This window comes from Streptomyces sp. NPDC006691, assembly GCF_042869955.1.
Classification (GTDB): domain Bacteria; phylum Actinomycetota; class Actinomycetes; order Streptomycetales; family Streptomycetaceae; genus Streptomyces.
On record NZ_JBIAGW010000005.1, the window covers coordinates 267896 to 290760 of the forward strand.

Annotated in this window: 22 protein-coding genes and 1 pseudogene; 11 read left to right on the forward strand and 12 right to left on the reverse strand. The window is 73.1% G+C overall.

Translation table 11 applies throughout. The features are described from left to right. Positions 1-80: 80 nt before the first annotated feature. Complete coding sequence (locus ACFYNP_RS14460; protein WP_388785575.1) at positions 81-2483, forward strand: right-handed parallel beta-helix repeat-containing protein; 2403 nt, start codon at positions 81-83, stop codon at positions 2481-2483. Here the strand turns inward: ACFYNP_RS14460 and ACFYNP_RS14465 are convergent. Beyond that, a complete protein-coding gene (locus ACFYNP_RS14465; protein WP_388785576.1) occupies positions 2453-4819 on the reverse strand; it encodes a hypothetical protein in 2367 nt (788 codons plus the stop codon). The genes ACFYNP_RS14460 and ACFYNP_RS14465 overlap by 31 nt on opposite strands. A 187-nt stretch (positions 4820-5006) precedes the next feature. Between ACFYNP_RS14465 and ACFYNP_RS14470 the strand changes: the two genes are divergently transcribed. Together ACFYNP_RS14470 and ACFYNP_RS14475 are read left to right on the forward strand one after the other, a co-directional pair. Further along, positions 5007-5870, forward strand: a complete 864-nt coding sequence (locus tag ACFYNP_RS14470; RefSeq protein WP_388785578.1) for a DeoR/GlpR family DNA-binding transcription regulator — start codon at positions 5007-5009, stop codon at positions 5868-5870. A gap of 90 nt (positions 5871-5960) precedes the next feature. Then, entirely contained in the window at positions 5961-6443 is a 483-nt protein-coding gene (locus tag ACFYNP_RS14475; RefSeq protein WP_388413320.1) for an SRPBCC family protein, read from the forward strand. Between the two features lie 66 nt (positions 6444-6509). On the opposite strand, the gene ACFYNP_RS14480 is transcribed toward ACFYNP_RS14475, so the two are convergent. Further along, on the reverse strand, positions 6510-7415 hold the full coding sequence (locus ACFYNP_RS14480; protein WP_388413318.1) for a universal stress protein: 906 nt from the start codon (positions 7413-7415) through the stop codon (positions 6510-6512). Positions 7416-7476: 61 nt separating this feature from the next. After that, positions 7477-8577 carry a PLP-dependent cysteine synthase family protein gene (locus ACFYNP_RS14485; RefSeq protein WP_388413316.1) on the reverse strand — a complete coding sequence of 367 codons (1101 nt, stop codon included), beginning with the start codon at positions 8575-8577 and terminating at the stop codon, positions 7477-7479. 219 nt (positions 8578-8796) lie between these two features. On the opposite strand from ACFYNP_RS14485, the gene ACFYNP_RS14490 reads away from it, so the two are divergent. Continuing rightward, positions 8797-9126 (forward strand): hypothetical protein, encoded by a 330-nt coding sequence (locus ACFYNP_RS14490; protein WP_388413315.1) that lies wholly within the window; start codon positions 8797-8799, stop codon positions 9124-9126. Positions 9127-9289: 163 nt separating this feature from the next. Further along, on the forward strand, positions 9290-9811 hold the full coding sequence (locus tag ACFYNP_RS14495; protein WP_388413313.1) for an ATP-binding protein: 522 nt from the start codon (positions 9290-9292) through the stop codon (positions 9809-9811). Positions 9812-9869: 58 nt separating this feature from the next. On the opposite strand, the gene ACFYNP_RS14500 is transcribed toward ACFYNP_RS14495, so the two are convergent. Next, a complete protein-coding gene (locus ACFYNP_RS14500) occupies positions 9870-10172 on the reverse strand; it encodes an SHOCT domain-containing protein (RefSeq protein ID WP_388785580.1) in 303 nt (100 codons plus the stop codon). 152 nt (positions 10173-10324) lie between these two features. Between ACFYNP_RS14500 and ACFYNP_RS14505 the strand changes: the two genes are divergently transcribed. From ACFYNP_RS14505 to ACFYNP_RS14515, 3 genes are all read left to right on the forward strand, one after another. Then, positions 10325-10909 (forward strand): TetR/AcrR family transcriptional regulator, encoded by a 585-nt coding sequence (locus tag ACFYNP_RS14505; protein WP_388413309.1) that lies wholly within the window; start codon positions 10325-10327, stop codon positions 10907-10909. Between the two features lie 108 nt (positions 10910-11017). After that, positions 11018-11593, forward strand: coding sequence for a DUF4865 family protein (locus ACFYNP_RS14510; RefSeq protein ID WP_388785582.1), 576 nt, complete (start codon positions 11018-11020; stop codon positions 11591-11593). Further along, positions 11587-12471: a phosphotriesterase gene (locus tag ACFYNP_RS14515; RefSeq protein WP_388785806.1), complete on the forward strand. Its 885-nt coding sequence runs from the start codon at positions 11587-11589 to the stop codon at positions 12469-12471. The genes ACFYNP_RS14510 and ACFYNP_RS14515 overlap by 7 nt, the downstream gene beginning before the upstream one ends. On the opposite strand, the gene ACFYNP_RS14520 is transcribed toward ACFYNP_RS14515, so the two are convergent. Beyond that, the gene (locus ACFYNP_RS14520; protein WP_388785584.1) at positions 12459-13679 is read right to left on the reverse strand and encodes an ROK family protein; all 1221 of its coding nucleotides are present in this window, start codon (positions 13677-13679) and stop codon (positions 12459-12461) included. The two genes, ACFYNP_RS14515 and ACFYNP_RS14520, sit on opposite strands and share 13 nt — an antisense overlap. A gap of 221 nt (positions 13680-13900) precedes the next feature. Here ACFYNP_RS14520 and ACFYNP_RS14525 point away from each other — a divergent pair. Beyond that, a pseudogene (locus ACFYNP_RS14525) lies at positions 13901-15116 on the forward strand (MFS transporter). A gap of 132 nt (positions 15117-15248) precedes the next feature. Here the strand turns inward: ACFYNP_RS14525 and ACFYNP_RS14530 are convergent. Next, positions 15249-15698 (reverse strand): MarR family winged helix-turn-helix transcriptional regulator, encoded by a 450-nt coding sequence (locus ACFYNP_RS14530; RefSeq protein ID WP_388785586.1) that lies wholly within the window; start codon positions 15696-15698, stop codon positions 15249-15251. A 159-nt stretch (positions 15699-15857) separates the two neighbouring features. Between ACFYNP_RS14530 and ACFYNP_RS14535 the strand changes: the two genes are divergently transcribed. Then, positions 15858-16145, forward strand: a complete 288-nt coding sequence (locus ACFYNP_RS14535; RefSeq protein ID WP_388413300.1) for a DUF6332 family protein — start codon at positions 15858-15860, stop codon at positions 16143-16145. Here the strand turns inward: ACFYNP_RS14535 and ACFYNP_RS14540 are convergent. From ACFYNP_RS14540 to ACFYNP_RS14550, 3 genes are all read right to left on the reverse strand, one after another. Continuing rightward, positions 16106-16771 carry a response regulator gene (locus tag ACFYNP_RS14540; RefSeq protein WP_388785588.1) on the reverse strand — a complete coding sequence of 222 codons (666 nt, stop codon included), beginning with the start codon at positions 16769-16771 and terminating at the stop codon, positions 16106-16108. The two genes, ACFYNP_RS14535 and ACFYNP_RS14540, sit on opposite strands and share 40 nt — an antisense overlap. Further along, positions 16768-18030 carry a sensor histidine kinase gene (locus tag ACFYNP_RS14545; protein ID WP_388785589.1) on the reverse strand — a complete coding sequence of 421 codons (1263 nt, stop codon included), beginning with the start codon at positions 18028-18030 and terminating at the stop codon, positions 16768-16770. Before ACFYNP_RS14545 ends, ACFYNP_RS14540 begins: the two co-directional genes overlap by 4 nt. 131 nt (positions 18031-18161) lie before the next feature. Beyond that, positions 18162-18860, reverse strand: coding sequence for a TetR/AcrR family transcriptional regulator (locus tag ACFYNP_RS14550; protein WP_388785592.1), 699 nt, complete (start codon positions 18858-18860; stop codon positions 18162-18164). 169 nt (positions 18861-19029) lie between these two features. On the opposite strand from ACFYNP_RS14550, the gene ACFYNP_RS14555 reads away from it, so the two are divergent. After that, the gene (locus ACFYNP_RS14555; RefSeq protein ID WP_388413292.1) at positions 19030-19485 is read left to right on the forward strand and encodes a nitroreductase family deazaflavin-dependent oxidoreductase; all 456 of its coding nucleotides are present in this window, start codon (positions 19030-19032) and stop codon (positions 19483-19485) included. On the opposite strand, the gene ACFYNP_RS14560 is transcribed toward ACFYNP_RS14555, so the two are convergent. From ACFYNP_RS14560 to ACFYNP_RS14570, 3 genes are all read right to left on the reverse strand, one after another. After that, positions 19475-20803: an alpha-glucosidase/alpha-galactosidase gene (locus tag ACFYNP_RS14560; protein ID WP_388785594.1), complete on the reverse strand. Its 1329-nt coding sequence runs from the start codon at positions 20801-20803 to the stop codon at positions 19475-19477. The two genes, ACFYNP_RS14555 and ACFYNP_RS14560, sit on opposite strands and share 11 nt — an antisense overlap. Before the next feature lie 73 nt (positions 20804-20876). Beyond that, positions 20877-21752 carry a carbohydrate ABC transporter permease gene (locus tag ACFYNP_RS14565; RefSeq protein WP_388413596.1) on the reverse strand — a complete coding sequence of 292 codons (876 nt, stop codon included), beginning with the start codon at positions 21750-21752 and terminating at the stop codon, positions 20877-20879. A gap of 11 nt (positions 21753-21763) precedes the next feature. Further along, a complete protein-coding gene (locus tag ACFYNP_RS14570; protein WP_388785596.1) occupies positions 21764-22780 on the reverse strand; it encodes a carbohydrate ABC transporter permease in 1017 nt (338 codons plus the stop codon). Between the last annotated feature and the right edge of the window lie 85 nt (positions 22781-22865).

Genomic DNA, 22865 nt, shown 5'->3' on the forward strand with positions numbered 1-22865 from the left:
TGGACCATCAGCCGCACATACGAGGCCACGGCCGAGGTGTGCGCGAGGACGCACGCACGAGGTGGGGGCACGGCAGCACGATGGCTCAGGGCACGGTCCAGGTGACGCACACCGGCACGTCGAGGTGGCGCCGCCGCACGGGTGAGTACGCCTCCTTGGCCGCGGCCCTGGAGGCCGCGGGCGACGGCGACGTCCTGACCATCGCCCCCGGCACCTACCGGGAGAACCTGGTGCTGCGCCGCTCGGTGACCCTGCGCGGCCCCGAGGGCGCCGTCGGCTCGGTCCGGATCGCCCCCGTCGACGGGGTGGCCCTGACCGTACGGGCCTCGGCGACCGTGCGAGACCTGTATCTGGAGGGCCAGGACGCGGCGGCGCCCGCGCTGCTGGTGGAGGACGGTGCCCCCGAGCTCGTCGATCTGCGCGTGGTGACCCGCTCCGCGGTGGGCATCGAGGTGCGCGGCGGCGCGCGGCCCACGGTGCGGCGCTGCACGGTGGACAACCCGGGCGGGGTCGGCATCGGCGTCTTCGACGGCGCGGGCGGGGTGTTCGAGGAGTGCGAGGTCGTCGCGGCCGGGCAGTCCGGGGTCTCCGTGCACAGCGCGGGCCACCCCCGCCTGGAGCGCTGCCGGGTGCACCACTCCAGTGGCGCCGGTCTCGCGGTCAGCGGCGAGGGCAGCGGCCTGGAGGCACTGGGCTGCGAGGTGTACGAGATCAAGGGCGCCGGCGTCCTGATCGCCGCGCGCGCCGCGGCCCACCTCACCGACTGCACGGTGCACCGCACCTCCGCCGACGGCATCACCCTCGACACGGACGCGGTGCTCACCCTCGCCGACTGCGACATCCACGACATCCCCGAGAACGCGGTCGACCTGCGCTCGCGCTCGGTCCTCACGCTGACCCGCACCAAGGTCCGCCGCTTCGGCCGCAACGGCCTGTCGGTGTGGGACCCGGGCACCCGGGTGGACGCCAACCAGTGCGAGATCCACGACAGTACGGGCGACTATCCGGCGGTCTGGGTCAGCGACGGCGCGACGGCGGTCCTGGAGGCCTGCCGCGTCCATGACGTACCCGACGCGATCTTCGTGCTCGACCGGGGTTCGCGCGCCGACGTCGTGGACAGCGATCTCACCCAGGTGCGCAACACGGCGGTGTCGGTGAGCGACGGCGCGACCGCGCAGCTCGACGACTGCCGCATCAGGGAGGCCGCCACCGGCGCCTGGTTCCGCGACCACGGCAGCGGAGGCACACTCGCGGGCTGCACCATCGACGGCGCCCAGACCGGCGTCATCGTGACCAAGGGCGCCGACCCGCGCATCGAACGTGTCACGGTCACCTCACCGGCCGAGGCCGGTTTCTACGTCTCCGCCGAGGGCCGGGGCACCTTCCACGCCTGCCGCGTGACCGGCAGCGGCGGCTTCGGCTTCCACGTCATCGACGGCTGCCGCACGACGCTGACGCGCTGCCGCACCGAGCGCTGCGCGCGCCGGGGCTACGAGTTCTCCGAGGACGGCGCGGTGGTCGAGGACTGCACCAGTGACGAGAGCGGTGCGACCGCGGGCACGCCCGAGCCGCCCGCCGTGCAGAGCGCGACGCAGACCATGGGCCTGCTCTCCGCCGTACCCGACCAGCGGGCCGTCGAAGCGGCACCGCCGCGGCCCGCGGCCGAGCCCGCACGCGACTCCGGCGCGGTCCTCGGCGAACTGGACACCCTGGTGGGCCTGGAGAGCGTCAAGCGCGAGGTCCGGGCGCTCACCGACATGATCGAGGTCGGCCGCAAGCGGCAGCAGGCCGGCCTCAAGGCCGCCTCGGCCCGCCGCCATCTGGTCTTCACCGGCTCCCCCGGCACCGGCAAGACCACGGTGGCGCGGCTGTACGGGGAGATCCTGGCCTCCCTCGGCGTCCTGGAGCGCGGCCACCTGGTGGAGGTGTCCCGCGTCGACCTGGTCGGCGAGCACATCGGCTCGACCGCGATCCGCACGCAGGAGGCCTTCGACCGGGCGCGCGGCGGTGTGCTGTTCATCGACGAGGCGTACGCCCTCTCCCCGGAGGACTCGGGGCGTGACTTCGGCCGGGAGGCCATCGACACGCTGGTGAAGCTGATGGAGGACCACCGGGAGGCGGTGGTGGTCATCGTCGCCGGGTACACGGCGGAGATGGAGCGCTTCCTGAGCGTCAACCCCGGTGTGGCGTCCCGTTTCTCACGGACCATCAGATTCTCGGACTACTCCGCCGACGAACTGCTGCGCATCGTGGAGCAGCAGGCCGACGAGCACGAGTACCGGCTGGGTACGGGCACCGCGGAGAGCCTGGTGAAGTACTTCACGGCACTGCCCCGGGGTGCCGCCTTCGGCAACGGGCGCACCGCGCGCCAGACCTTCGAGTCGATGGTGGAGCGCCACGCGGGCCGGGTCGCCCAGCTGGCCGACGCCAGCACCGACGATCTGACCCTCCTCTACCCGGACGACCTCCCCGAACTGCCCTGACCAGACCCGTCCGGGACACAACTGCCCTGATCGGCACGCTGGTTGGGCACCCCGTGGGCCAACTCGACCAGAAGCAGCGCGCGTTCACGGGCGAAGGCGGGATCGGCCTGGTAGTCGGAGTGGCCCAGGATCGGTGCGGGCAGCGGGTGCAGGTCGGTCCGGCCGTAGGCCACCGGGTCCAGGAGCGGCCCCTTGTCGACGTCACCGTTCACGCGGACCGGGCCTCCGATGGGGTCGGTGGCCCGCCACAGGTTGCGCCAGCAGTGCACCTCCTGGTGCAGGGCCGCCAGCTGCGCGGGACCGAAGTAGGCCGGGAACCAGCGTCCGTACAGCCGCTCCACGGGGCAGCCGTAGGTGAGCAGGGCGACCCGGCGCCGGGTACCGGCGGGCAGTTGCCACACGGCGGCCGCGGCGAGCACGCTGCCCTGCGAGTGCCCGGAGATCACCAGGCGGCCGCCGGTGCGCCCGGTCCAGGTGTTCATCCGCCAGGCGAGGTCCGGCACGGCGCGCTCGGCATAGCACGGGGGCGCGAAGGGGTGGGCGGCGCGCGGCCAGAACGTGCCGACGTCCCACAGGATGCCGACGGTGCGGCGGGCCGCGGCGTCCTTGTAGGCGCGCCTGCCCCAGGTGACGAAGAGCAGGAAGCCGAAGCCCGTGCACCAGGATCCGAGTGACTGCGCGGCGTCCGCGCCGAAGGCGACCGGTGTGGGCGCCGCGTCGGCCGCCCTGGCCGGTACCTGGCCGGCCCACCAGGCGCCCGCGAGGGCCGCGGCGCCGAGCAGCAGCGAGGCGCCGGAGACGATGCCGAGGAACACCGGCGCCCGGTCGGTGAGCCGGGCCATGGCGCGGGCGGCGGCGATGCGGCGGGTACGGCCGCTGTCGGGCCGCTCGGTGGGATAGTCCGCGATGACGCGGGGCGCGTCGGCGCGCGCGGTGCGCCAGGTGCGTACGGCGAAGTACAGCACCACCGGGATCAGCACGGCGATCAGGGCCGGGATCACCGAGGCCTGCCAAGTCAGCAGCGGAGGCGGCCCGTTGGGGGCCGAGCGGTCCATGCCGGGGGTCGCGCCGCGGTCCACCCAGTCGGCGACGCGCTGGGCGACACCGCCGGTCATCACACCGCCGAGCGCGCAGGCGAGCATCGCCACGGCGGGGCCGCCGAGGCCCCGTAGCGCGGTGCGCTCGCCGGGAGCCCGGCGGCGCAGATGCCAGGCGACGGCGGCGAGTGCCACCACGAGCATCCCCTGGGCGAAGGTGAGGAAGCCGAAGGCGCGGTCACCGGGCAGGGTGCCGGACGAGGTCCAGTCGGCGCGGTCCCAGGCCGCGTACAGCACGGCGAGCGCGAGCAGGGCGAGGGAGAACAGGGGCAGCCAGGCGGTGACGGCCCGGTCGAGGCGCTCGTCGAGATGGGTCTCGGTCCGTCCGCGACGGCACACCACCCACACCACGACAAGGCCCGCGACGGCGAGCGCCGCCTCGACGAGGAGGCCGAGCGTCGCGAACACGGCGCTGGTGGAGGCGCGGTCGTAGCGGGCGGCGGCCGCGGTGACGGCCGCCGCGGTGGTCAGGAACCCGGCGGCGGTGTGGGCGGCGCGCAGCCGGGCCACCAGGCGCCTGCCGTACCAGAATCCGGGCCTGCTGAACGCCGGCCGTAAGGCCTCGGTGGCGTCCGCGGCGGGGTCGGCGTTGAGCGGCTGCTGGGACTCGTAGGCGCTCCAGGTCCGGTTGGAGAGGTACCAGAGCAGCACGGTCAGCGCGGCCGGCGCGAGCGCGGCGAGCGCCAGGCGGCGCCCCGGCTGGGCCCACCAGCCGTGGTGGGCCACGGAGGTGAAGCCCAGCCAGTACCAGGAGCGCGAACAGGTGACCGTACCCGCGCACTGCCAGGCGGTGAGGTCGAGCGCGACCTCGCAGGCGGCGGCCACGAGCAGCACGGTGAGGCTGAGCGCGACGAGCCGTACGAGCACGCCGTACAGCCGGATCGCCCAGCGCGGCTCCCGGGCGGGCGGCCGCATCCAGTGCGCCAGGTTGATCACCATGAAGGGCAGCAGGAGCAGCCACAGGGCACGGGCGCTGTTGCCGGAGGTGAGGTTGCACCAGACGTACGCCTCGGGCACCGGGCGGTCGCGGTAGCGCTCGGGGTGCGCCTCGGCGTCGACGTCTTCGGCACAGCGGTGGATCGCGGCCGTGTCGTCCCCGGTGACGCGCACGGTGCGCGGGTCACCGAGCATCGCCTCCGGCGTGGTGCCGCCGACGCCGTGGACCAGCAGTTCGAGGGCCGGCCCGGCGCTTTCGACGGCGGCGGCACCGGATGGGGCGGCGGCGGTGGCACGGGACACTTCTGCGGCTCGCTCTCGTGGGCGGGATCGGCGGCGCGGGTGGCTCGGGACATCAGGATCTCGGACCGGGACGTCCTGGTGCAGTGCTCTCACCGAATCTCCCCGTGACAGGATGGGTGTCCGTAGACCGGGGGTGCGCATGTGCCCGGCAAGTGTGTTCGACGATGTGGAAGGGGCCGGCCCGGCAGTGAGCGACCACCAGAATCTGCTCGCGGAGCAGCGTCGCGCGCTGATCCTCGATGAGGTCAGACGGCGTGGCGGGGTCCGGGTCAACGAGCTCACCCGGAGGCTCAACGTCTCGGACATGACGGTCCGCCGGGACCTGGACGCGCTCGCGCGCCAGGGCGTGATCGAGAAGGTGCACGGCGGGGCGGTGCCGGTCGCGGAGGCCACGGCGCACGAGCCCGGCTTCGAGGCGAAGTCGACCCTTGAGCTGAGCGCCAAGCAGGACATCGCGCGGGAGGCGGCCAGGATGGCCGTGCCCGGCAGTGCCATCGCGCTGGCCGGCGGCACGACGGCGTACGCGCTGGCCCAGCGGCTTGTGGACGTTCCGGACCTGACGGTGGTGACCAACTCGGTGCAGGTCGCCGATGTGTTCCACGCCGCCCAGCGCGCCTCGGCGGCCTCGTCGCCGCGGCCGGGGGCGGCGACCGTGGTCCTCACGGGCGGGGTGCGGACGCTCTCCGACACCCTGGTGGGTCCGGTCGCGGACGCGGCGATCCGTTCGCTCCACTTCGACGTGCTGTTCATCGGGGTGCACGGCATCTCGGTGGAGGCCGGGCTCTCCACGCCCAACCTCGCGGAGGCGGAGACCAACCGGCGGTTCGTGCAGTCCGCGCGGCGGGTCGTGGTGATCGCGGACCACACCAAGTGGGGCACGGTGGGGCTGAGTTCGTTCGCCTCGCTCGACCAGGTCGACTCGCTGGTCACGGACGCCGGCCTCTCCCCGGGGTCTCGCGCGCAGATGTCCGAGCACCTGCGCGATCTCGTGGTGGCGGGCGAAGGCGCGGACAACGGCGGCGACAACGGTGGGACCGCGGAAGACATCTGACGGTCCGCCAGCTATGGTGTGCGGGCCTTCCGTTCCCGGCCCGTCCCGGGCGCGGCGGCTCGCGCACCCGATCGCCCGGAGGTATGCGTCATGGCTCGCCGACTCAGGCCCGTGGAGCTCGACTTCGTCGATTTCGCGCCGGTACGCCTGGTGTACGCGGCCCGGGTCTCCGCGGCGCCCGACGCCGTCCACCGGGCCCTCGCCGAAAAGGTGTCGCAGACCCCGGCCTGGTTCTCCTCGGTCGTCGCGGCCCGCCCCCTGGACGGCGGGGCCGGGCGCGAGGTCCGGCTGCGCGGCGGGGTGTTCTTCCGCGAGACGATCATGGCGACGGTTCCGGGCGAGCGGTACGCCTACCGCATCGACGAGACCAACACCCCTGGTGTGGCCGCCATGTTGGAGGACTGGCGGCTCGCGCCGGACGGCTCCGGCACCCGGGTCCGCTGGACGATGGCGGTCGACGGGCCGGCCCTGTTCCGGGTGACGATGCGTGCGGCACGGCCGGGGATCGGGCAGTCGTTCAGGGGCGCGATGCGGGGCCTCGACCGCCTGCTGGCGGATACGACCACGGCCTGACCGGCCTCAACCGGCCCTGTTCCGGCGCCCTTTGGCGGATGCCCGCGACGCCATCGCTCCCCTCGGTCAGCCCTCGTCCCGGACCGGCACCACGGCCACCGGGCACTCCGCGTGGTGCAGCACCGCGTGCGCCACCGAGCCCATCAGGAGGGAGCCCGGCTTCAGTCGCCGGCGGTGACGGCCGACCACGATCAGGGCGGCCGACGCGGAGGCGTCCACGAGATGGCCCGCGGCGTCGGCGGGTGCGATCACCGCGTCCACCTCGACCTCGGGGAAGCGTTCCCTGAACGCTTGCAGCCGATCGGTCTGTTCGCGGCGCACGTCCCGCTCGGCGGGCTCGTACTGATCGACGTCGAGCCGGCCCGGCGGGAACTCGCCCGCGACCATCAGGGCGGCCGGGGGCGGGGCCGGGTAGGCGGAGAGCACCTGGAGCGGGACGCCCCGCGATCCGGCCTCCTCGAAGGCGAACTCGACGACGTCGTCCACGGTGTCCGCCAGGTTGAGCCCGAGCACGACGCGGCCGTTGGACCGTTCGTCCTCGCCGGTGCGGGCCAGGCGCGGCACCACGACGACCGGGCACGGCGCCCGGGTCGCCACGGCCAGGCTGTTGGAGCCCAGGAGCAGGCTGGCGAAGCCGCCGCGCCCGCGCGAGCCCATCACCAGCAGGTGGGCGCCCTGGGCCAGGCCGTGCAGCGCGTCGGCCACCTCGCCCTCCAGCGAGTCGAACCGCACCGAGGGGAGCCGGTCGCGCCCCGACAGGGCGGCGCGGACCCGGTCGGTCACCGGATCGTTGAGCTCGGGGCCCGGGCCGAGGGCCGCGCGCCGGGCCACCCAGAGCTGGGTGTGGTCGGGCAGGACATGCGCGATGACCAGCTCGGCGCCCAGTCTGCGGGCGGTGGGGATGGCCCACTCCAGGGCCCGCAGACTGTGGTCGGATCCGTCTACGGCGACAACTACCGGGCGCGTGTCCATGACGTCACATTGGCACGCGTTCCGGGCTCCCGCACGGGCAGAAGGTCCCGTTCCGGCCGGTTCAGCGCGCGGGCCAGACCCCGGTCTCCAGGAAGGTGTCGAGCGTCTCGGCGTAGGGGGCGATGTCCAGGCCCTGCTCGGCGAGCCAGGTGTCCGAGTAGTACTTGTCGAGGTAGCGGTCGCCCGGATCGCAGAGCAGGGTGACGATGCTGCCGGTGCGGCCCTCGGCGACCATTTCGGCGACGATCCGCAGCGCGCTCCACAGGCCGGTGCCGGTCGAGCCGCCCGCCTTGCGGCCGATCGCCTTCTCCAGGGCCCGCACCGCCGCGACGCTCGCCGCGTCCGGCACCTTCATCATCCGGTCGATGGCGCCGGGAATGAAGCTGGGCTCCATGCGGGGGCGGCCGATGCCCTCGATGCGCGAGCCGCAGTCGCTGGAGGCGAGCAGGTCGCCCCTGGTCCAGCCGTCGAAGAAGCAGGAGTTCTCCGGGTCGGGCACGCAGATCATCGTGTCGTGCTGCATGTAGTGCACATAGCGCGCGATGGTCGCCGAGGTGCCGCCGGTGCCGGCCGTGGCGACGATCCAGGTGGGCTCGGGGTAGCGCTCCAACGTGAGCTGCTGGTAGATGGATTCGGCGATGTTGTTGTTGCCGCGCCAGTCGGTGGCCCGCTCCGCGTAGGTGAACTGGTCCATGTAGTGGCCGCCGCTCTCGGCGGCGAGCGCGGCGGACTCCTCGTACATCTTCATCGAGTCGTCGACGAAGTGGCACTGCCCGCCGTGGAATTCGATGAGGCGGCACTTCTCGGCGCTGGTGGTCCGGGGCATCACCGCGATGAACGGGACCCCGATCAGCTTGGCGAAATATGCCTCGGACACGGCGGTCGAGCCGCTGGACGCCTCGATGACCGGCTTGCCCGGCCGGATCCAGCCATTGCACAGGCCGTAGAGGAACAGCGAGCGGGCCAGGCGGTGCTTGAGGCTGCCGGTGGGATGCGTCGACTCGTCCTTCAGGTACAGGTCGATGCCCCAGGCCTCGGGGAGCGGAAAGCGCAGGAGGTGGGTGTCGGCGGAGCGGTTGGCATCGGCCTGGACCTTGCGCACGGCCTCCTTCAGCCAGGCGCGGTACGCCGGGTCACTGCGGTCCACATCGATGGTTTCCATGCCACTCCTCGGTCGTTTCCCAGCGTCGCCCCCGCGCTCGACGATACCCCTCCCACCTGCACAAACGTTCTCTTTGGGCATCCATAGGAGTGGCTTGTGGGACGTCTGGTGAGCGCCGGCGGGCACTGGCGCGGACCCGATCCCCACCGCGCCCTGGTGCGTAGGCTCGACGTTGTGCAGACTGCCCACCAGGAGCGATGCGAAGGGGGCCGGACGGTCATGGCAGAACCCGAGTTCAGCGCGAAGGGTGTACGGATCGAGCGGTGGACCCGTTCGCTGACCCGAGCCGGCCAGGTGCTCATCAAGGACGGGCGGCTCGCGCTGCTCACCAGCAACGGGCGGGAGATCGACAGCGCGCCCGTCGACGCGGTCAGCGCGGCACGGCCGTGGCTGCCCTGGCTCGCCAAGGACGACCGGACGGTGGCGCGCCTCAACGGCACGCGCTACCGGCTGACGATGGGCGAGGAGCCGGACCGCTCGCGCGGCTCCGAGCTGACCCAGCGGTTCCTCCAGGCCATCCGGCAGACGACCCACGGCGCACACCGCTGAGAGGCGTGAACTCCGGGTCGTGCGAGTTGCGCGGTGTCAGCCCCTGGGCCACGCTGGTGTGACATCACTGAGGGTTTACCGGCGGTGACGCTCCGAGCAAGGCTCCGAGCGGGGCCGCCGGACCAGACAGCTACTTCCGGACCACATTCGGGGAGTCGCAACCGTGATCAGCCAGCCAAGCAGGCAGTGCACGGTGGAGCTCCAAGCCCTGCCGTCGCGGATCGGTCAGGTCCGCAGAATCGTATCGGCGCAGTTGCGCTACTGGCATATGGATCCCTTGATAGACCAGGCGGCGCTCGGCGTCACCGAGTTGCTCACCAACGTCCACCGGCACGCCGAGCCGGACAAGATGTGCACGGTGGCCATCGAGCTGCTGCTCGACCGGCTCACCATCTCCGTGCACGACCACGATCCGACGCTGCCCGCCCTGCGGGACGCCGAGGCCCTCGCCACCAACGGTCGCGGCCTCGCGCTGATAGCGGCGGTCAGCGAGAGCTGGGGCGTGCGCCCGGTCGGCGAGTCGGGCAAGACCGTGTGGTTCACGCTCGCCGCGCCCTCGCCCGCCGTGTCGTTGCCTCCGTACCCGCTGTACGAGGTCACCGCCGGCCCCGCCTTCCGCGAGACGCAGCCCCGGCACGCGGGACGCGGGCGTTCCGGCGCCACCCGGTCCCCCGTCGCCGGCTGACCGGGTGGGGCGGGCGCGCCCCGCTCAGGCCGCGCACCCGGTGGGGTGGGCACGCTGTTCAGACCGCGCCGGTTCTTCCGCCCGGGCCCGGACCCACGCGCCCGAAGTGCTCCTCCAGGACGGAGATGCGGCGCCAGTACTCCTCCTCGTCGATCTCGCCGGAGGCGAACCGGCGGCCGAGCACGGCGATCGGCGAACGGTCGTCCAGGGACGTGCGTTCCGTCGGCGACCGCCACGGCCCCCGCCGGCCCCGCCATCCGGCACGGCGCAGCAAGGTCACCACGGTGAGGATCACGGCCGCCCAGACCAGCGGAACGAAGAGGATCCAGGGTCCGGGTCCTGCGTAGGCCAGGGTGTTCATCTCGGTCAGCTCCCTCGGTGGGGTGGGTGGTTCACGCTTCGAGCCTCCCGCCGGCAGGGGGCACGCGTCGTCGTACGGCCGGCGGCAGTCGGCGTACCCCGGCGGAAGTAGAGCGGGAGCCAACGCCTGCTCTGGATTCTGTACCTACTGGTATGTACAGTGGCGTCATGAACACGTCGGAGCGCTTGATCGAAGCCACCCGGGAGCTGTTGTGGGAGCGGGGTTACGTGGGCACCAGCCCGCGGGCGATCCAGCAGCAGGCGGGTGCCGGACAGGGCAGCATGTACCACCACTTCGCGGGCAAGCCCGATCTGGCGCTCGCCGCGATCCGTCGCACGACGCGGGAGATGCGGGCCACGGCCGAGGCCGCCTTCGGGGGCGACGGCACGGCGTACGAGCGGATCGCGGCGTATCTGCTGCGCGAGCGCGACGTACTGCGCGGCTGTCCGGTGGGGCGGCTCACGATGGACCCCGAGATCGTCGCGGACGACGGTCTGCGCGCGCCCGTCGACGAGACACTCGACTGGCTGCGCGGACGGCTCACCGACATCGTCCAACAAGGGCTGGACCGGGGCGAGTTCGCGAGAGACGTGGTTCCGCGCGAGATCGCCTCGGCCGTCGTCGCGACCGTTCAGGGCGGCTATGTGCTGGCCCGCGCCTCCGGTTCGCCCGAGGCGTTCGACGCGGGCGTCCGGGGCCTGCTCTCGCTGCTCGCCCCGCCCGCCGGGTCCCGCTGAACCGGCCGTCCCCGCCCTTTCGCACCCTTCCGCCGAAACGGCGCCTCTCCAACTCGCCCTGAACCAAGGGGAGTACGCGCGCCCAGCCCGTCAGCCGAGGAGTACGCGATGCACGCCATGCAGTACGAGACCACGCTGCCCGCCGACTACGACATGGAGATCATCCGCAAGCGGGTCGCCACCCGGGGCCATCTCCTGGACGACTTCCCGGGCCTTGGCCTCAAGGCCTATCTGATGCGCGAGCGCGGGGCCGGTTCGCCGGTCAACTCCTATGCTCCGTTCTACCTCTGGGCCACGGCCGAGGGCATGAACTCCTTCCTGTGGGGCCCCGGCTTCCAGGGCATCGTCGACGACTTCGGGCGCCCCCGGGTACGGCACTGGATGGGCCTCGCCCATGGGGAGGGACCCGCGTCCGCTGCCACGCCCACCGCGGCGACCGTGCGGCGCACGCCCGTGCCGGACGGCGTGGCGCCGGGCCGGTTCGTGGCGGACGCGGTCGCGGACACCGAGGACACGCAGTCCGGGGTGGTGCTGTGTGCGCTGGGCATCGACCCGAGCCGCTGGGAGCTGGTGCGCCTCACGCTCTGGGCGGGGCCCGCCCCTGCGGACGGGGGCGACCGGTTCGAGGTGCTGCACCTGTCGGCGCCCGGGCGTGCGGGGCTGCTCTCGGGGCGGCACTGGTGAGCGCGGCCCACACGGTCCTCGGCGAGGTGGCGGCCGACCGGCTCGGCGTCGTCGACGCCCATGACCACCTCTTCATCCGGAGCCCCCGGCTGCCCGGCCAGGAGATGGACGACGTCGCGGACGCGGCGGCGCGGCTCGCCGCGTTCGGCTCGCTCGGCGGCGCCACGGTGGTCCAGTGGACGCCCTACGGCATGGGGCGGCGCATCGCCGAACTGCCCGCGTTGTCACGGGAGTCGGGGGTGCACATCATCGCCGCGACCGGACTGCACCAAGCCGCGCACTACACGGACGCGTTGCTCGCCTCCGTACGCGACCGTCTCGCCGAGCTGTTCATCTCCGAGCTGACGGACGGCATCGGTGAGACCGGGGTGCGGGCCGGACTGATCAAAGTGGCGGGCGGCTTCCACGGGCTCGACGAACACGCCGTGCTCACCCTGCGGGGCGCCGCCGAGGCGCACCGGCGCACGGGCGCGCCGATCGCCGTCCATCTGGAGCTGGGCACCGGCGCGCTCGACGTACTCGACCTTGTGTGCGGCGAGTTGGGGGTGGCGCCACGCTCGGTGATCCTGGGGCACCTCAACCGTTCCCCCGACTTCGCCGTGCACCGCCTGGCCGCCGAGGCCGGGGCCAACCTCGCCTTCGACGGACCCTCGCGGGCCAACCACGCCACGGACTGGCGGATGCCGGACGCCCTGCGGGCACTCGCCGACGCGGGGTTCGCCGACCGGCTGCTGCTCGGCGGGGACACCGTCACACCGGACACACCGGGCATGCCGCATCTGCTGCGCCGGGTCGCCCCCAGGCTCGAACTCGACCTGGGGAAAGCCCTGTTGGAGCAGATCCTGATCACCAACCCGGCGCGCGTCTACGCCTGGTGAGCGAGCGCGCCCAGCGGGTCGTCCAGCACCGGCTGCCAGGCCAGCTCGGCGGCGCCGACCAGGCTGTTGTGGTCGAGGGAGCAGGCGAGGATGGGGACGCCGCCGCTGCGGCCCCACAGACTGCGGTCGGCGACGACCGCGCGCAGCCGTTCCGGGTCGGCCTCCAGGAGCGCCTTGTGCAGGCCACCGAGGATGATCCGGTCCGGGTTGAGGATGTTGACCAGCCCGGCGAGGCCCAGGCCGAGCCGGTCGACGAGCTCCTCCGCGGCGCGGCGCACCGACGCGTCCGCGTACTCGTGGCACAGGAGCGCCCGCGACTGTTCGAGGAGCGACACCTCGGGTCCCGGGGCCCGGCCCGCCGCCGTGAGGAAGGCGAGCGGATCCGCCTCGACGTCCAGGCAGCCGCGGCTGCCGCAGTAGCAGGGGCGGCCGTCCGGGTTCACGGTGAGGTGGCCGACCTCCAGGGCCAGGCCCGAACTCCCGCTGTGCAGACGGCCGTCGAGGACCAGGGCGCCGCCGACGCCGCGATGGCCGGTGGCGACACAGAGCAGGTCCCTGGCCCCGCGCCCGGCGCCGTGCCGGTGCTCGGCGAGGGCCGCGAGGTTGACGTCGTTGCCGGTGAAGGCGGGACCCGTGATGCCGGCCGCGCGGACGCGTTCGGCGAAGATCTCGCGCACCGGGGATCCGGCCGGCCAGGCCAGGTGCAGCGGGTTGAGCGCGGTGCCTTCCGGTTCGGCGACGGCGGAGGGCACCGCGAGCCCCGCGCCCACACAGCGGCGGCCGCTCCCCCTGAGCAGGGCCGCGCCCGCCTCGACGACCTCGCCGAGCACCTGGGCCGGGTCGGCGGAGACGGTGACACAGCCCGGGTCGGTGGCGACGATCTCGCCGCCGAGGCCGACGAGCGCGGCCCGGAAGCCGTCCGCGTGCACCTGGGCGGCGAGCGCCACGGGCCCCGAGTCATGGACCGCGAGCCGGTGCGAGGGGCGCCCCTGGGAGCCGGCCGCCGCGGGCCGCGAGTCCACCTGGATCAGGCCGAGCGCTTCGAGTTCGGCGGCGACCGCACCGGCGGTCGCGCGGGTGACACCCAGCTCGGAGGTGAGCACGGCACGGGTCGGCGCGCGGCCGGTGTGTACCAGTTCGAGGGCGGGCCCGAGCGCGCTGCGGCCCCTGTCCAGCCTGGTCCGGGTGGTCGTCGCCTTGCCGTTCATGGGGGCGAGTCTCCCATGATCCCGGGCGTGGTCCGCCCTGTGCCGCGGAGTGCCGGGTTGCCGGGGGCCGGGCGCCGAGTACCGGGACCGGTGACGCTCCAGGGGTGGTCCGGCAACCGCGCGAGGCCGAGGCACACGGGGCGAGGAGACCCGGTGGTCCGCCCAGCCGGCGTCGCGTCCGCGGCTTGATGAGCAGCCCGCGCTCCCCCTATCCTGAGTTTGTGCCGCTACTAAACAAAGTACGGACGGCCGCTCCGGGGGGGTCCTGGCAACGACATCGCCACCGCTTCCCTGTCCCGCCTCCGCTCCGCCCTGACCGTGTTCTTCGCCCTCGACGGCTTCCTGTTCGCCGGATGGGTCGTCCGCATCCCCGCGATCAAGCAGCAGACCGGCGCCTCCGCCGGCGAGCTGGGCCTGGCCCTGCTCGGCGTCTCGGCCGGGGCGGTGGTGACGATGGTGCTGACCGGCCGGCTCTGCCACCGCTTCGGCAGCCACCCGGTGACCGTCGTGTGCGGTGCGCTGATGGCCCTCGCCATCGCACTGCCCGCGCAGACCCACTCGGCACTCGCGCTCGGCCTGGTCCTGCTGGCGTTCGGCGCCGCGTACGGCGGCATCAACGTGGCGATGAACAGCGCGGCCGTGGACCTGGTGGCCGCGCTGCGCCGCCCGGTGATGCCGAGCTTCCACGCCGCGTTCAGCCTCGGCGGCATGGTCGGCGCGGGCCTGGGAGCACTCGTCGCCGGCGGCCTCTCCCCCGCCGCGCACCTGCTGGCGCTGGCCGGGGTGGGGCTCCTGGTGACCGCGCTCGCGGGGCGGGTGCTGCTGCGCCATCCGGCACCGGTACGGCCGAGTCCCCCGCAGGCCGAGGGCCGCGGGCTCGACGGGCGGACCCGGCGCCTGGTGCTGCTCTTCGGCCTGATCGCGCTGTGCACCGCCTACGGCGAAGGCGCGATGGCGGACTGGGGCGCGCTCCACCTGGAGCAGGACCTGGCCGCGGCGCCCGGCGTCGCGGCCGTGGGCTACTCGCTGTTCGCGCTGGCCATGACGGCCGGCCGTCTCTCGGGGACCGCGCTCCTGGAACGCCTCGGTCAGACCCGCACCCTGGTCGCGGGCGGGCTCACGGCCTCGGCCGGAATGCTGCTCGGCGCACTGGCCCCGACGACCTGGCTCGCCCTGGCCGGCTTCGCCGTGATGGGCCTCGGCCTCGCCAACATCTTCCCCGTGGCCGTGGCACGGGCGGGCGCACTCGCCGGGCCGGGCGGGGTGGCCGCAGCCTCCACACTCGGCTACGGCGGCATGCTGCTCGGGCCGCCGGCCATCGGGCTCATCGCCGAGTGGGCCTCGCTGCCGCTCGCCCTGACCACGGTCGCCGTACTGGCCGCGGGCGCCGCACTCATCGGCTGGACCGCACGCAACGCGACCGCGCCCCGGGCCTGAGCCCGCGGCACGGGACGGCCAACTCGCCGGGTTCGCACGGGGGTTGGGTGCGCAGGGCGGATGCGGACGTTGCCCGTGGAGGCCGCTTGGGGACGCGCGGAAGGACGTGCCGCCCGGACCGGCTCGGGGACGTCAGGGCTGTACGGCGCCACGGCCGCGGCCGGGACCCAGCATGCGGGCGAGTACCGCGCGCTGGAGCGGCAGCACCTCGGCATGGCGGGCGCGGCCCGCGTCGGTGATCTCCACGCTGACCCCCCGCCGGTCCTGGCTGCACATCCAGCGTGCCACCAGGCCGTCCTTCTCCAGGCGGCCGATCACGCGGGACAGCGCGCTCTGGCTGAGGTGGATTCCCGACGCCAGCTCCTGCACGCGGAACGAGGCGTCCGGACCCCTGTCGTCCCCCTCGCTCCCGTCGCGCCCCCGAGCGAGGAGGTCCAGTACCTCGAAGTCGCTCGCCCCGAGTCCGAACGCGTGGAGCTCACGGTCGAGTTCGCACATCGTGCGCGCGTGAACGTCGAGTATGTCCCGCCACTCCTCCGCAAGCAGACGCTCGGGCAGGCACTCGGGCTTCTCAGCTGCCATGGGCGCACGCTAGCAGAAATCACACGTTTCATTGCATACGAATTAAGTGTAGATGCACTCTATGCGCGCACATGCACTCGCGCGATGCGGGCAGTCGGGGGAGGGGCGGCCGACGGCCGCGGTTTGCCCGTCGGCCGCCCCTGCTGTGAGACTTCGCGCATGGGGACACGCAGCCGGGCCGAGCGGGACGCCATCACGATCGAGATCGGATACGCGCTGGCCAGCGCCCTGTTCGCGGCCGGTGTGGTGTTCGGTGCGATCGCCGGTTCCGGCTACGCCCTCGAACTGCCGCACCCACTGCGGCGGGTGCTGCTGCTCCTCGGCGGCGGCGGTGGACTGGTCGTGTTCGTCTGGCGGACCGTGCACGTGCTGTGGCGCTTTCCGTACGGATCCGACCGGGGGCCCCGTCAGCCCAGCCAGCCGGGACGCACCAGCCCCGACTCATAGGCCAGCACGACCAGTTGGGCCCGGTCGCGGGCGCCGAGCTTCACCATCGCCCGGCTGACATGCGTCTTCGCCGTCAAGGGGCTGACCACCAGGCGGCGGGCGATCTCCTCGTTCGTCAGGCCGATGCCGACCAGCGCCATCACCTCCCGCTCCCGCTCGGTGAGCCGGGCGAGGTCCTCGGCGGCGGCCGGCTCCTTCGAGCGTGCGGCGAACTCGGCGATCAGCCTCCGCGTCACCCCGGGCGAGAGCAGCGCGTCGCCGCCGACCACCGCCCGGACCGCGCGCAGCAGTTCGTCCGGTTCGGTGTCCTTGACCAGGAACCCCGAGGCGCCCGCACGGATCGCCTCGAAGACGTACTCGTCCAGCTCGAAGGTGGTGAGCATGACCACCTTCACCTCGGAGAGGCCGGGGTCACCGGTGAGCGCGCGGGTCGCGGCCAGCCCGTCGAGCCGGGGCATCCGGATGTCCATCAGGACGACGTGCGGCCGCAGTTCACGCACCAGGCCCACCGCCTCCACACCGTCGGCCGCCTCCCCCACCACCTCGATGTCGCCCTGGGCGTCCAGGAGCGCCCGGAACCCGGCGCGCACCAGGAGCTGGTCGTCGGCGAGCAGAACGCGGATCACGAGGTCTCCTTGAGCAGGGCGGTCAACGGAAGCCGGGCGGTCACGCGGAAGCCGCCGGACGGGACCGGACCCGCGTCGATCGTGCCACCGAGCGCGGCGGCCCGCTCCCGCATGCCGATCAGCCCGTTCCCGCTGCCGCCCGCCGCGCCCGAGGACGGCGGCCCGTCGTCCTCGACGCACAGCACGAGCGCGCCGGGTTCGTAGCCGACCGCCACCCGCGCGGTGCGGGCCGCGGAGTGGCGCACGACGTTGGTGAGGGCTTCCTGCACGATGCGGAAGGCGGCCAGATCGGCACCGGGCGGCAGCGCCGAGCGGCGGCCGGTGGTCGTGGTCGCGACGGTGAGCCCCGCACTCGCCGCCTGCTCGACGAGCTCGGGCAGCCGGTCGAGACCGGGTGCCGGGGAGCGCGGCGCCTCGCCCGGGGCGCGCAGGGTCTCCAGGACCTGGCGCACCTCGCCGAGCGCCTCCTTGCTCGCGGACTTGATGGTGGTCAGGGCGGTACGGGCCTGCTCGGGGTCCGAGTCGAGCAGGGCGAGTCCGACCCCTGCCTGGACGTTGATGACGGAAATGCTGTGGGCGAGCACGTCGTGCAGTTCCCGGGCGATCCGCAGCCGCTCCTCGTCGGCCCGGCGCTTGGCCGCCGCGGCCCGCCCGGCGCGTTCCTTGGCCCACTGCTCCCGGCGCGCCCGGACGAGTTCCGCGACCGCGACGACGGCCACCGCCCAGGCGGCGATGCCCACTTCCTGCCCCCAGGGCGCGGCCGAGTCGCCGCCGGGCGGCAGCCACCGGTAGAGCCAGTGCGCCACGAGCAGGTGCCCGAGCCACAACATGGCGACCGCGGCCCAGGCCTGGCGGCGGCGGCCCGCGACGACCGCGGTGAAACAGCCGACCGCCACCGGCAGGAAGACCGGGCCGTAGGGGTATCCCGCGCCGAGGTAGACCATGGCCGCGGCCGAGGCGCCGAACACCGCGGCGACGGGGTGCCGCGACCGGATCAGGAGTACCGCGCACGCCGCGAGCAACAGCGCGTGGGCGAAGGCGTCGAGCGGGGCGCGGCCCGTCTGGGCGCGCCCGGCGAAGTGGGAGCCGGCGAGCACCACCGCGGTGACCGCGACCGTCGACGCCCACGGCAGCCGGGCGGCCCGCCCCTCCTCGCCGTCCGCCCCCCGTACCCAGCGCCGTACGAGGGGCGGCGGCCCCGCCCCTCGCCAGGGTGGACCGCCGCGACCGGCGTCACGCGGTGACTGCTGCTCGTCCATACCGGCCACGCTAGACCGGCGCCGGGCGCCGGGGCGTCAGCCGGGCGGGGTGATCGCGTGTACTGCACGGGGAGTACGGGACCGACCCGCCCGACCGGCCGGCAAGCGGCACGTGCACGTGCGGGGGGGCGCTATGCGGGGAGCACCAGGCCCACCGAGCGGGCGAGCTGTTCGGCGGCGTGGGTGAAGAACGCCTCGCGCTCCTCGACCACCCGGTGGAACTGGCCGAACGCCTCGAAGGAGATGAGCCCGAACAGCTGCGCCCAGGCGGCGACGAGGGCGACGGCGACGGCCGGGGGCAGATCGGGGGCGAAGTCGGCCGCCATCCGCTCACCCTCGACGAGCAGCCGCGCGGGGGGCTTCGGCGGCGCGACGCCCTTGCCGAGGTGGGCGTCGCGGGCGATCGCGATGAGGACGAGCCCGACCCGGGACGCGGGGACGACGGTCGCCTCGGGGGCGGTGTAGCCGGGTACGGGCGAGCCGTAGATGAGGGCGTACTCGTGCGGGTGGGCGAGCGCCCAGGTGCGTACCGCACGGCAGACGGCCGTCCAGCGGGCCGCGGGAGACGCGGCCGCACGCTGCTTCGCCAAGGCCTCTTCGGCGGCTTCGCCCACGGCGTCGTACGCGTCGACGATCAGGGCGGTCAGGAGGTCGTCCCGGCTGGGGAAGTAGCGGTACAGCGCCGACGAGACCATGCCCAGCTCACGGGCGACGGCACGGAGGGAGAGCTTGGCGGCGCCGTCCGCCGCGAGCTGCCTTCTGGCCTCGTCCTTGATGGCGGCGGTGACTTCGACACGTGCCCTTGCGCGGGCTCCCTGCACGGTACTCATGCGGTCCAGTCTGCCAGCTCCGAGAGCAGTGGCCAAGAATGCGTCTGCCGCTCACAGACCGGATCGATGCACACATGCGAGAGCGGTGCTCTTGCTTTGGAGCGCCACCTCGGTGCACACTGCTCACGAACGAGAGCACCGCTCTCGCAACCTTCAGGGGAGAAGCACCATGTCCGCTTCCGCACATGTCCAGAAGCCCGGCTGGTTCACGGTCAACGTCTTCAACCGGGCGGTCGCCTGGATGACCCGTCGCGGCATCAGCGTCTGGGGCTCGCGCGTCCTCGCGGTCCGTGGCCGCAAGAGCGGCGAGTGGCGCACGACCCCCGTCAACCTGCTGACCTTCCAGGGCGAGCGGTTCCTGGTCGCCCCGCGCGGCCACGTCCAGTGGACGCACAACATGCGGGCGGCCGGCGGCGGCGAGCTGAGGCTGGGCAGGACGGCCGAGGCGTTCACCGCCGTCGAGGTCGCCGACGACGACAAACCCGCCCTGCTGCGTGCCTACCTCAAGCGCTGGAAGGCCGAGGTCGGCGTCTTCTTCAACGGCGTCGGACCCGACTCCAGCGACACGGAACTGCGCCGGATCGCCCCCGACCACCCGGTCTTCCGGATCACCCTCACCCAGTGACCCCGCCCGTACCCCCGAGCAGCACCCTCAACTCCGGTTGCAGCCAAGGCGCATGGGCCCGTACGAGGTCGTCGCACAGCTCCCAGATCCGTGCCACGGGCAGCGCGGCCGCGGTCGCGGGGTCGCACATGGCGGCGTGCCGGATGTGGCGCGGCTCCCCCAGCACGGCGGCCCGCACCACGAGGTCGGTCACCGACAGATACGCCCGGTTGAGCGCGGCACACTGCGGCGGCAGCGCACCGACCGCCGTGGCCTGCACGCCCAACGCGTCCACCAGGCAAGGGACTTCGACGACGGCATCGGCCGGAAGATTGTCGATCAGGCCGCGGTTGGGGACGTTGCCGTAGATCCTGCGCGGGGTGCCCGTGACGACGCTGTGGATGATCTGCGGGGCGTACTCCATGGTCCCCTCCACCGGAAGCGGGCTTCCCGAGGCGAGCGCGTCGCGGGTGCGGGCGTAGGCGGCCAGGTTCTCCTCGGTCATGTCGAGGTAGGCGCCGACCGGCAGCCGCAGCCGCTCGATCTCCTCGTCGTGGTGCAGGTACCAGGGCACGTACTCCGAGGAGTGCTCGCTGGTCTCGGTCGGGTAGTGCCCGAGCCTGCGGTACATGTCGACGCGTACCCGGCGCGGCAGTTCGGGATCCTTGGCGATGGTCTCGTCGAGGAGGGGGTACAGGTCCTGGCCGGCGCGTTCGAAACGCAGCACCCAGGACTGGTGGTTGACCCCCGCCGCGAGGTAGGACACCTCCTCGAAGGGGATGCCGATCAGGGCGGACAGGTCGTGCATCGTCCAGTGGATCGAGTGGCACAGGCCGACGGCCCGCAGCGCCGGCGCCACCCGGTGCAGGTAGAGCAGGTTCATCGCCATCGGATTGGTGTAGTTCAACAGGATGGCGTCCGGGCAGAGTTGGGCCATGTCGGCGGCGAGCGCGCGCAACAGCGGGAAGGTGCGCAGGGCGCGGAAGATGCCGCCGATACCGAGGGTGTCCGCGATGGTCTGGCGCAGTCCGTAGCGGGCGGGGACCGTGAAGTCGGTGCGGGTCGCCTCGCTCATGCCGATCTGGACGGTGTTGATGACGAAGTCGGCGCCCTCAAGAGCCGTGCGCCGCTCCGGGTGGGCGCTGAGGTGAGGCGCGGCGCCGCGCTCGGCCGCGATGTGGCGGGCCGCGGCCTCGCTGGTGGCGAGGCGTTCGGGGTCGATGTCGTGGAGCGCGATGCGGGCACGGGCGAACTCGGGGAAGGCGAACAGGTCGGCAAGCAGGCCCTGGGTGAATTCCACACTGCCCGCGCCGATGAAGGCGATCTTGGTCTCGGTCATGCGTGTCCTCTCGGACGACTGGGATGACGGCGACCGCCGGTGCGCGGCCGCCGGACCTTCGGCGCCGCGACCTTCAGCCCTTGAGGCCGCTCGTCGTCAGCGACTGGATGAACGTCCTCTGCGCGAACAGGAACGCGAGCAGGACCGGAAGGACCGTGATGACATTGCCCGCCATCACCGCCGACCACTTGGTGTGGTGCTGGCCCTGGAACGTGGTGAGGCCCAGTTGCAGGGTGTACCGCACGTCGTGGTTGAGGGCGATGAGCGGCCAGGAGAGGTCGTTCCACGTGGTGAGGAAGGTGAGGACCGCGACCGTGGCGAGCGCCGGGCGGGCGAGCGGCGCCACGATGGAGACGAGGACCCGCAGCCGCGAACAGCCGTCGATCCAGGCCGCCTCCTCCAGTTCCCTCGGCAGCGAGAGGAAGAACTGCCGGAAGAGGAACACCGCGAACGGAGTGACCAGGGACGGCACGATGAGAGCGCCGAGGGTGTCGATGAGCCCGAGCCACTTCATCACCAGGAACGTGGGGATCATCGTCAGCTGGAACGGCACCGCCATCGTCGCGAGCATCAGACCGAGCAGCAGGCGGGAGCCCGCGAACCGCATCCGCGCGAAGGCGTAGCCGCCGAGCGCGCCCAGCACGAGGTTCGAGGCGACGGCGACACCCGCGACGACACAGGAGTTCAGGAACCAGCGGGGGAACATCGCGTTGCCGAGGACGTACCGGTAGCCGCCGAGGTCGATGCCGTGCGGCCACAGCGCGGGCGGGAAGCGGTTGATCTCGGCGTCGCTCATCAGGGAGCTGACGATCAGCCACACCAGGGGCAGCGCGAAGCCGGCCGCGAGCGGCGCGAGCAGGAGGTGCCAGGGGCTGAACGGCAGCCGCCGTCGGCGCCGGGCTCGTGGATCGCGGCCGTCCACGGCGACGGCCTCCCCCGGGGTGGTCATGGCGGACGCGCTCATCGGATCACTCCTTTCCCGTGCTCAACACCGCTTCCTGGTAGGGCTGTTGGCTCCACTCGTTCGCGATGACGCCGGTGGAGGCGCAGTACGACGGCCGCCGCGATCAGGCCGACGGCCAGGACATAGGCCGCCGCGGCGCCGTATCCGGCGGTGAAGTTCTGGAAGGCCTGCTCCCACACGAAGTAGACGATGACGGTGGTGGCTCCCAGCGGGCCGCCCTTGGTGGTGACGTAGACGAGGTCGAACACCTGAAGGGCGGTGATGAACTGCCACAGGACCAGGAAGACGGTGACCGGGGTGAGCGAGGGCAGCGTGACGTGGCGCAGCACCTGGCTCCGGTCGGCCCCGTCGAGGCGGGCCGATTCGACGAGTTCGGCGGGCACGTCCTGGAGGGCGGCCAGGTAGACGATGACGCAGAAGCCGATGCCGCTCCACAGGGAGATGAGCAACAGGACGAAGAGGGCCTGGCCCGGGTCGTCGAGGAAGCCCTGCGGGGAGATCCCGATGTGGTGCAGGAGCGCGTTGGCGACGCCGAAGTCGGGGTCGAAGATGAACGAGAACAGCACGCCCTGGGCGGTGGCGGAGACCACGAACGGGATGAAGACCAGGGTGCGGTAGAGCCCGACGAGGCGGATCCGCCGGTTCAGCGCGAGGGCGAGCGCGAGACCGGCGGCCAGGCTCAGGGGGACGTAGCCGCCCGTGTAGACGAGGGTGTTCTTCACGGCGGTGCGGAACGCCGGGTCCTTGCTGAGGGCGTGGTAGTTGTCGAGCCCGACCCAACGGCCCGGCGTCACCAGGTCGTCCGCGCGGAACGACAGCAGCAGTGACCACAGCAGCGGGACGACGCCGAGCCCGATGATCACCAGGACGGCCGGGCCGACGAACGCCCAGGCGGTCGCGGTCTCGCCGCGCGCCCGGCGGCGCCTGGCGACGCGGGCGGCCCGGTCCGGATCACGCGCCCGGTCCGGGTCGAGCGTGAGCGGGCGCGGGGTGCGCTGCCCGGTGGTTCGCATCTCGGGCCCTTCCGGTCGGGGGTCGGCTTCGGCGCGGGGTCGGCGTCGGCGCGGGGTCGGCTTCGGCGCGGGGTCGGCGTCGGCG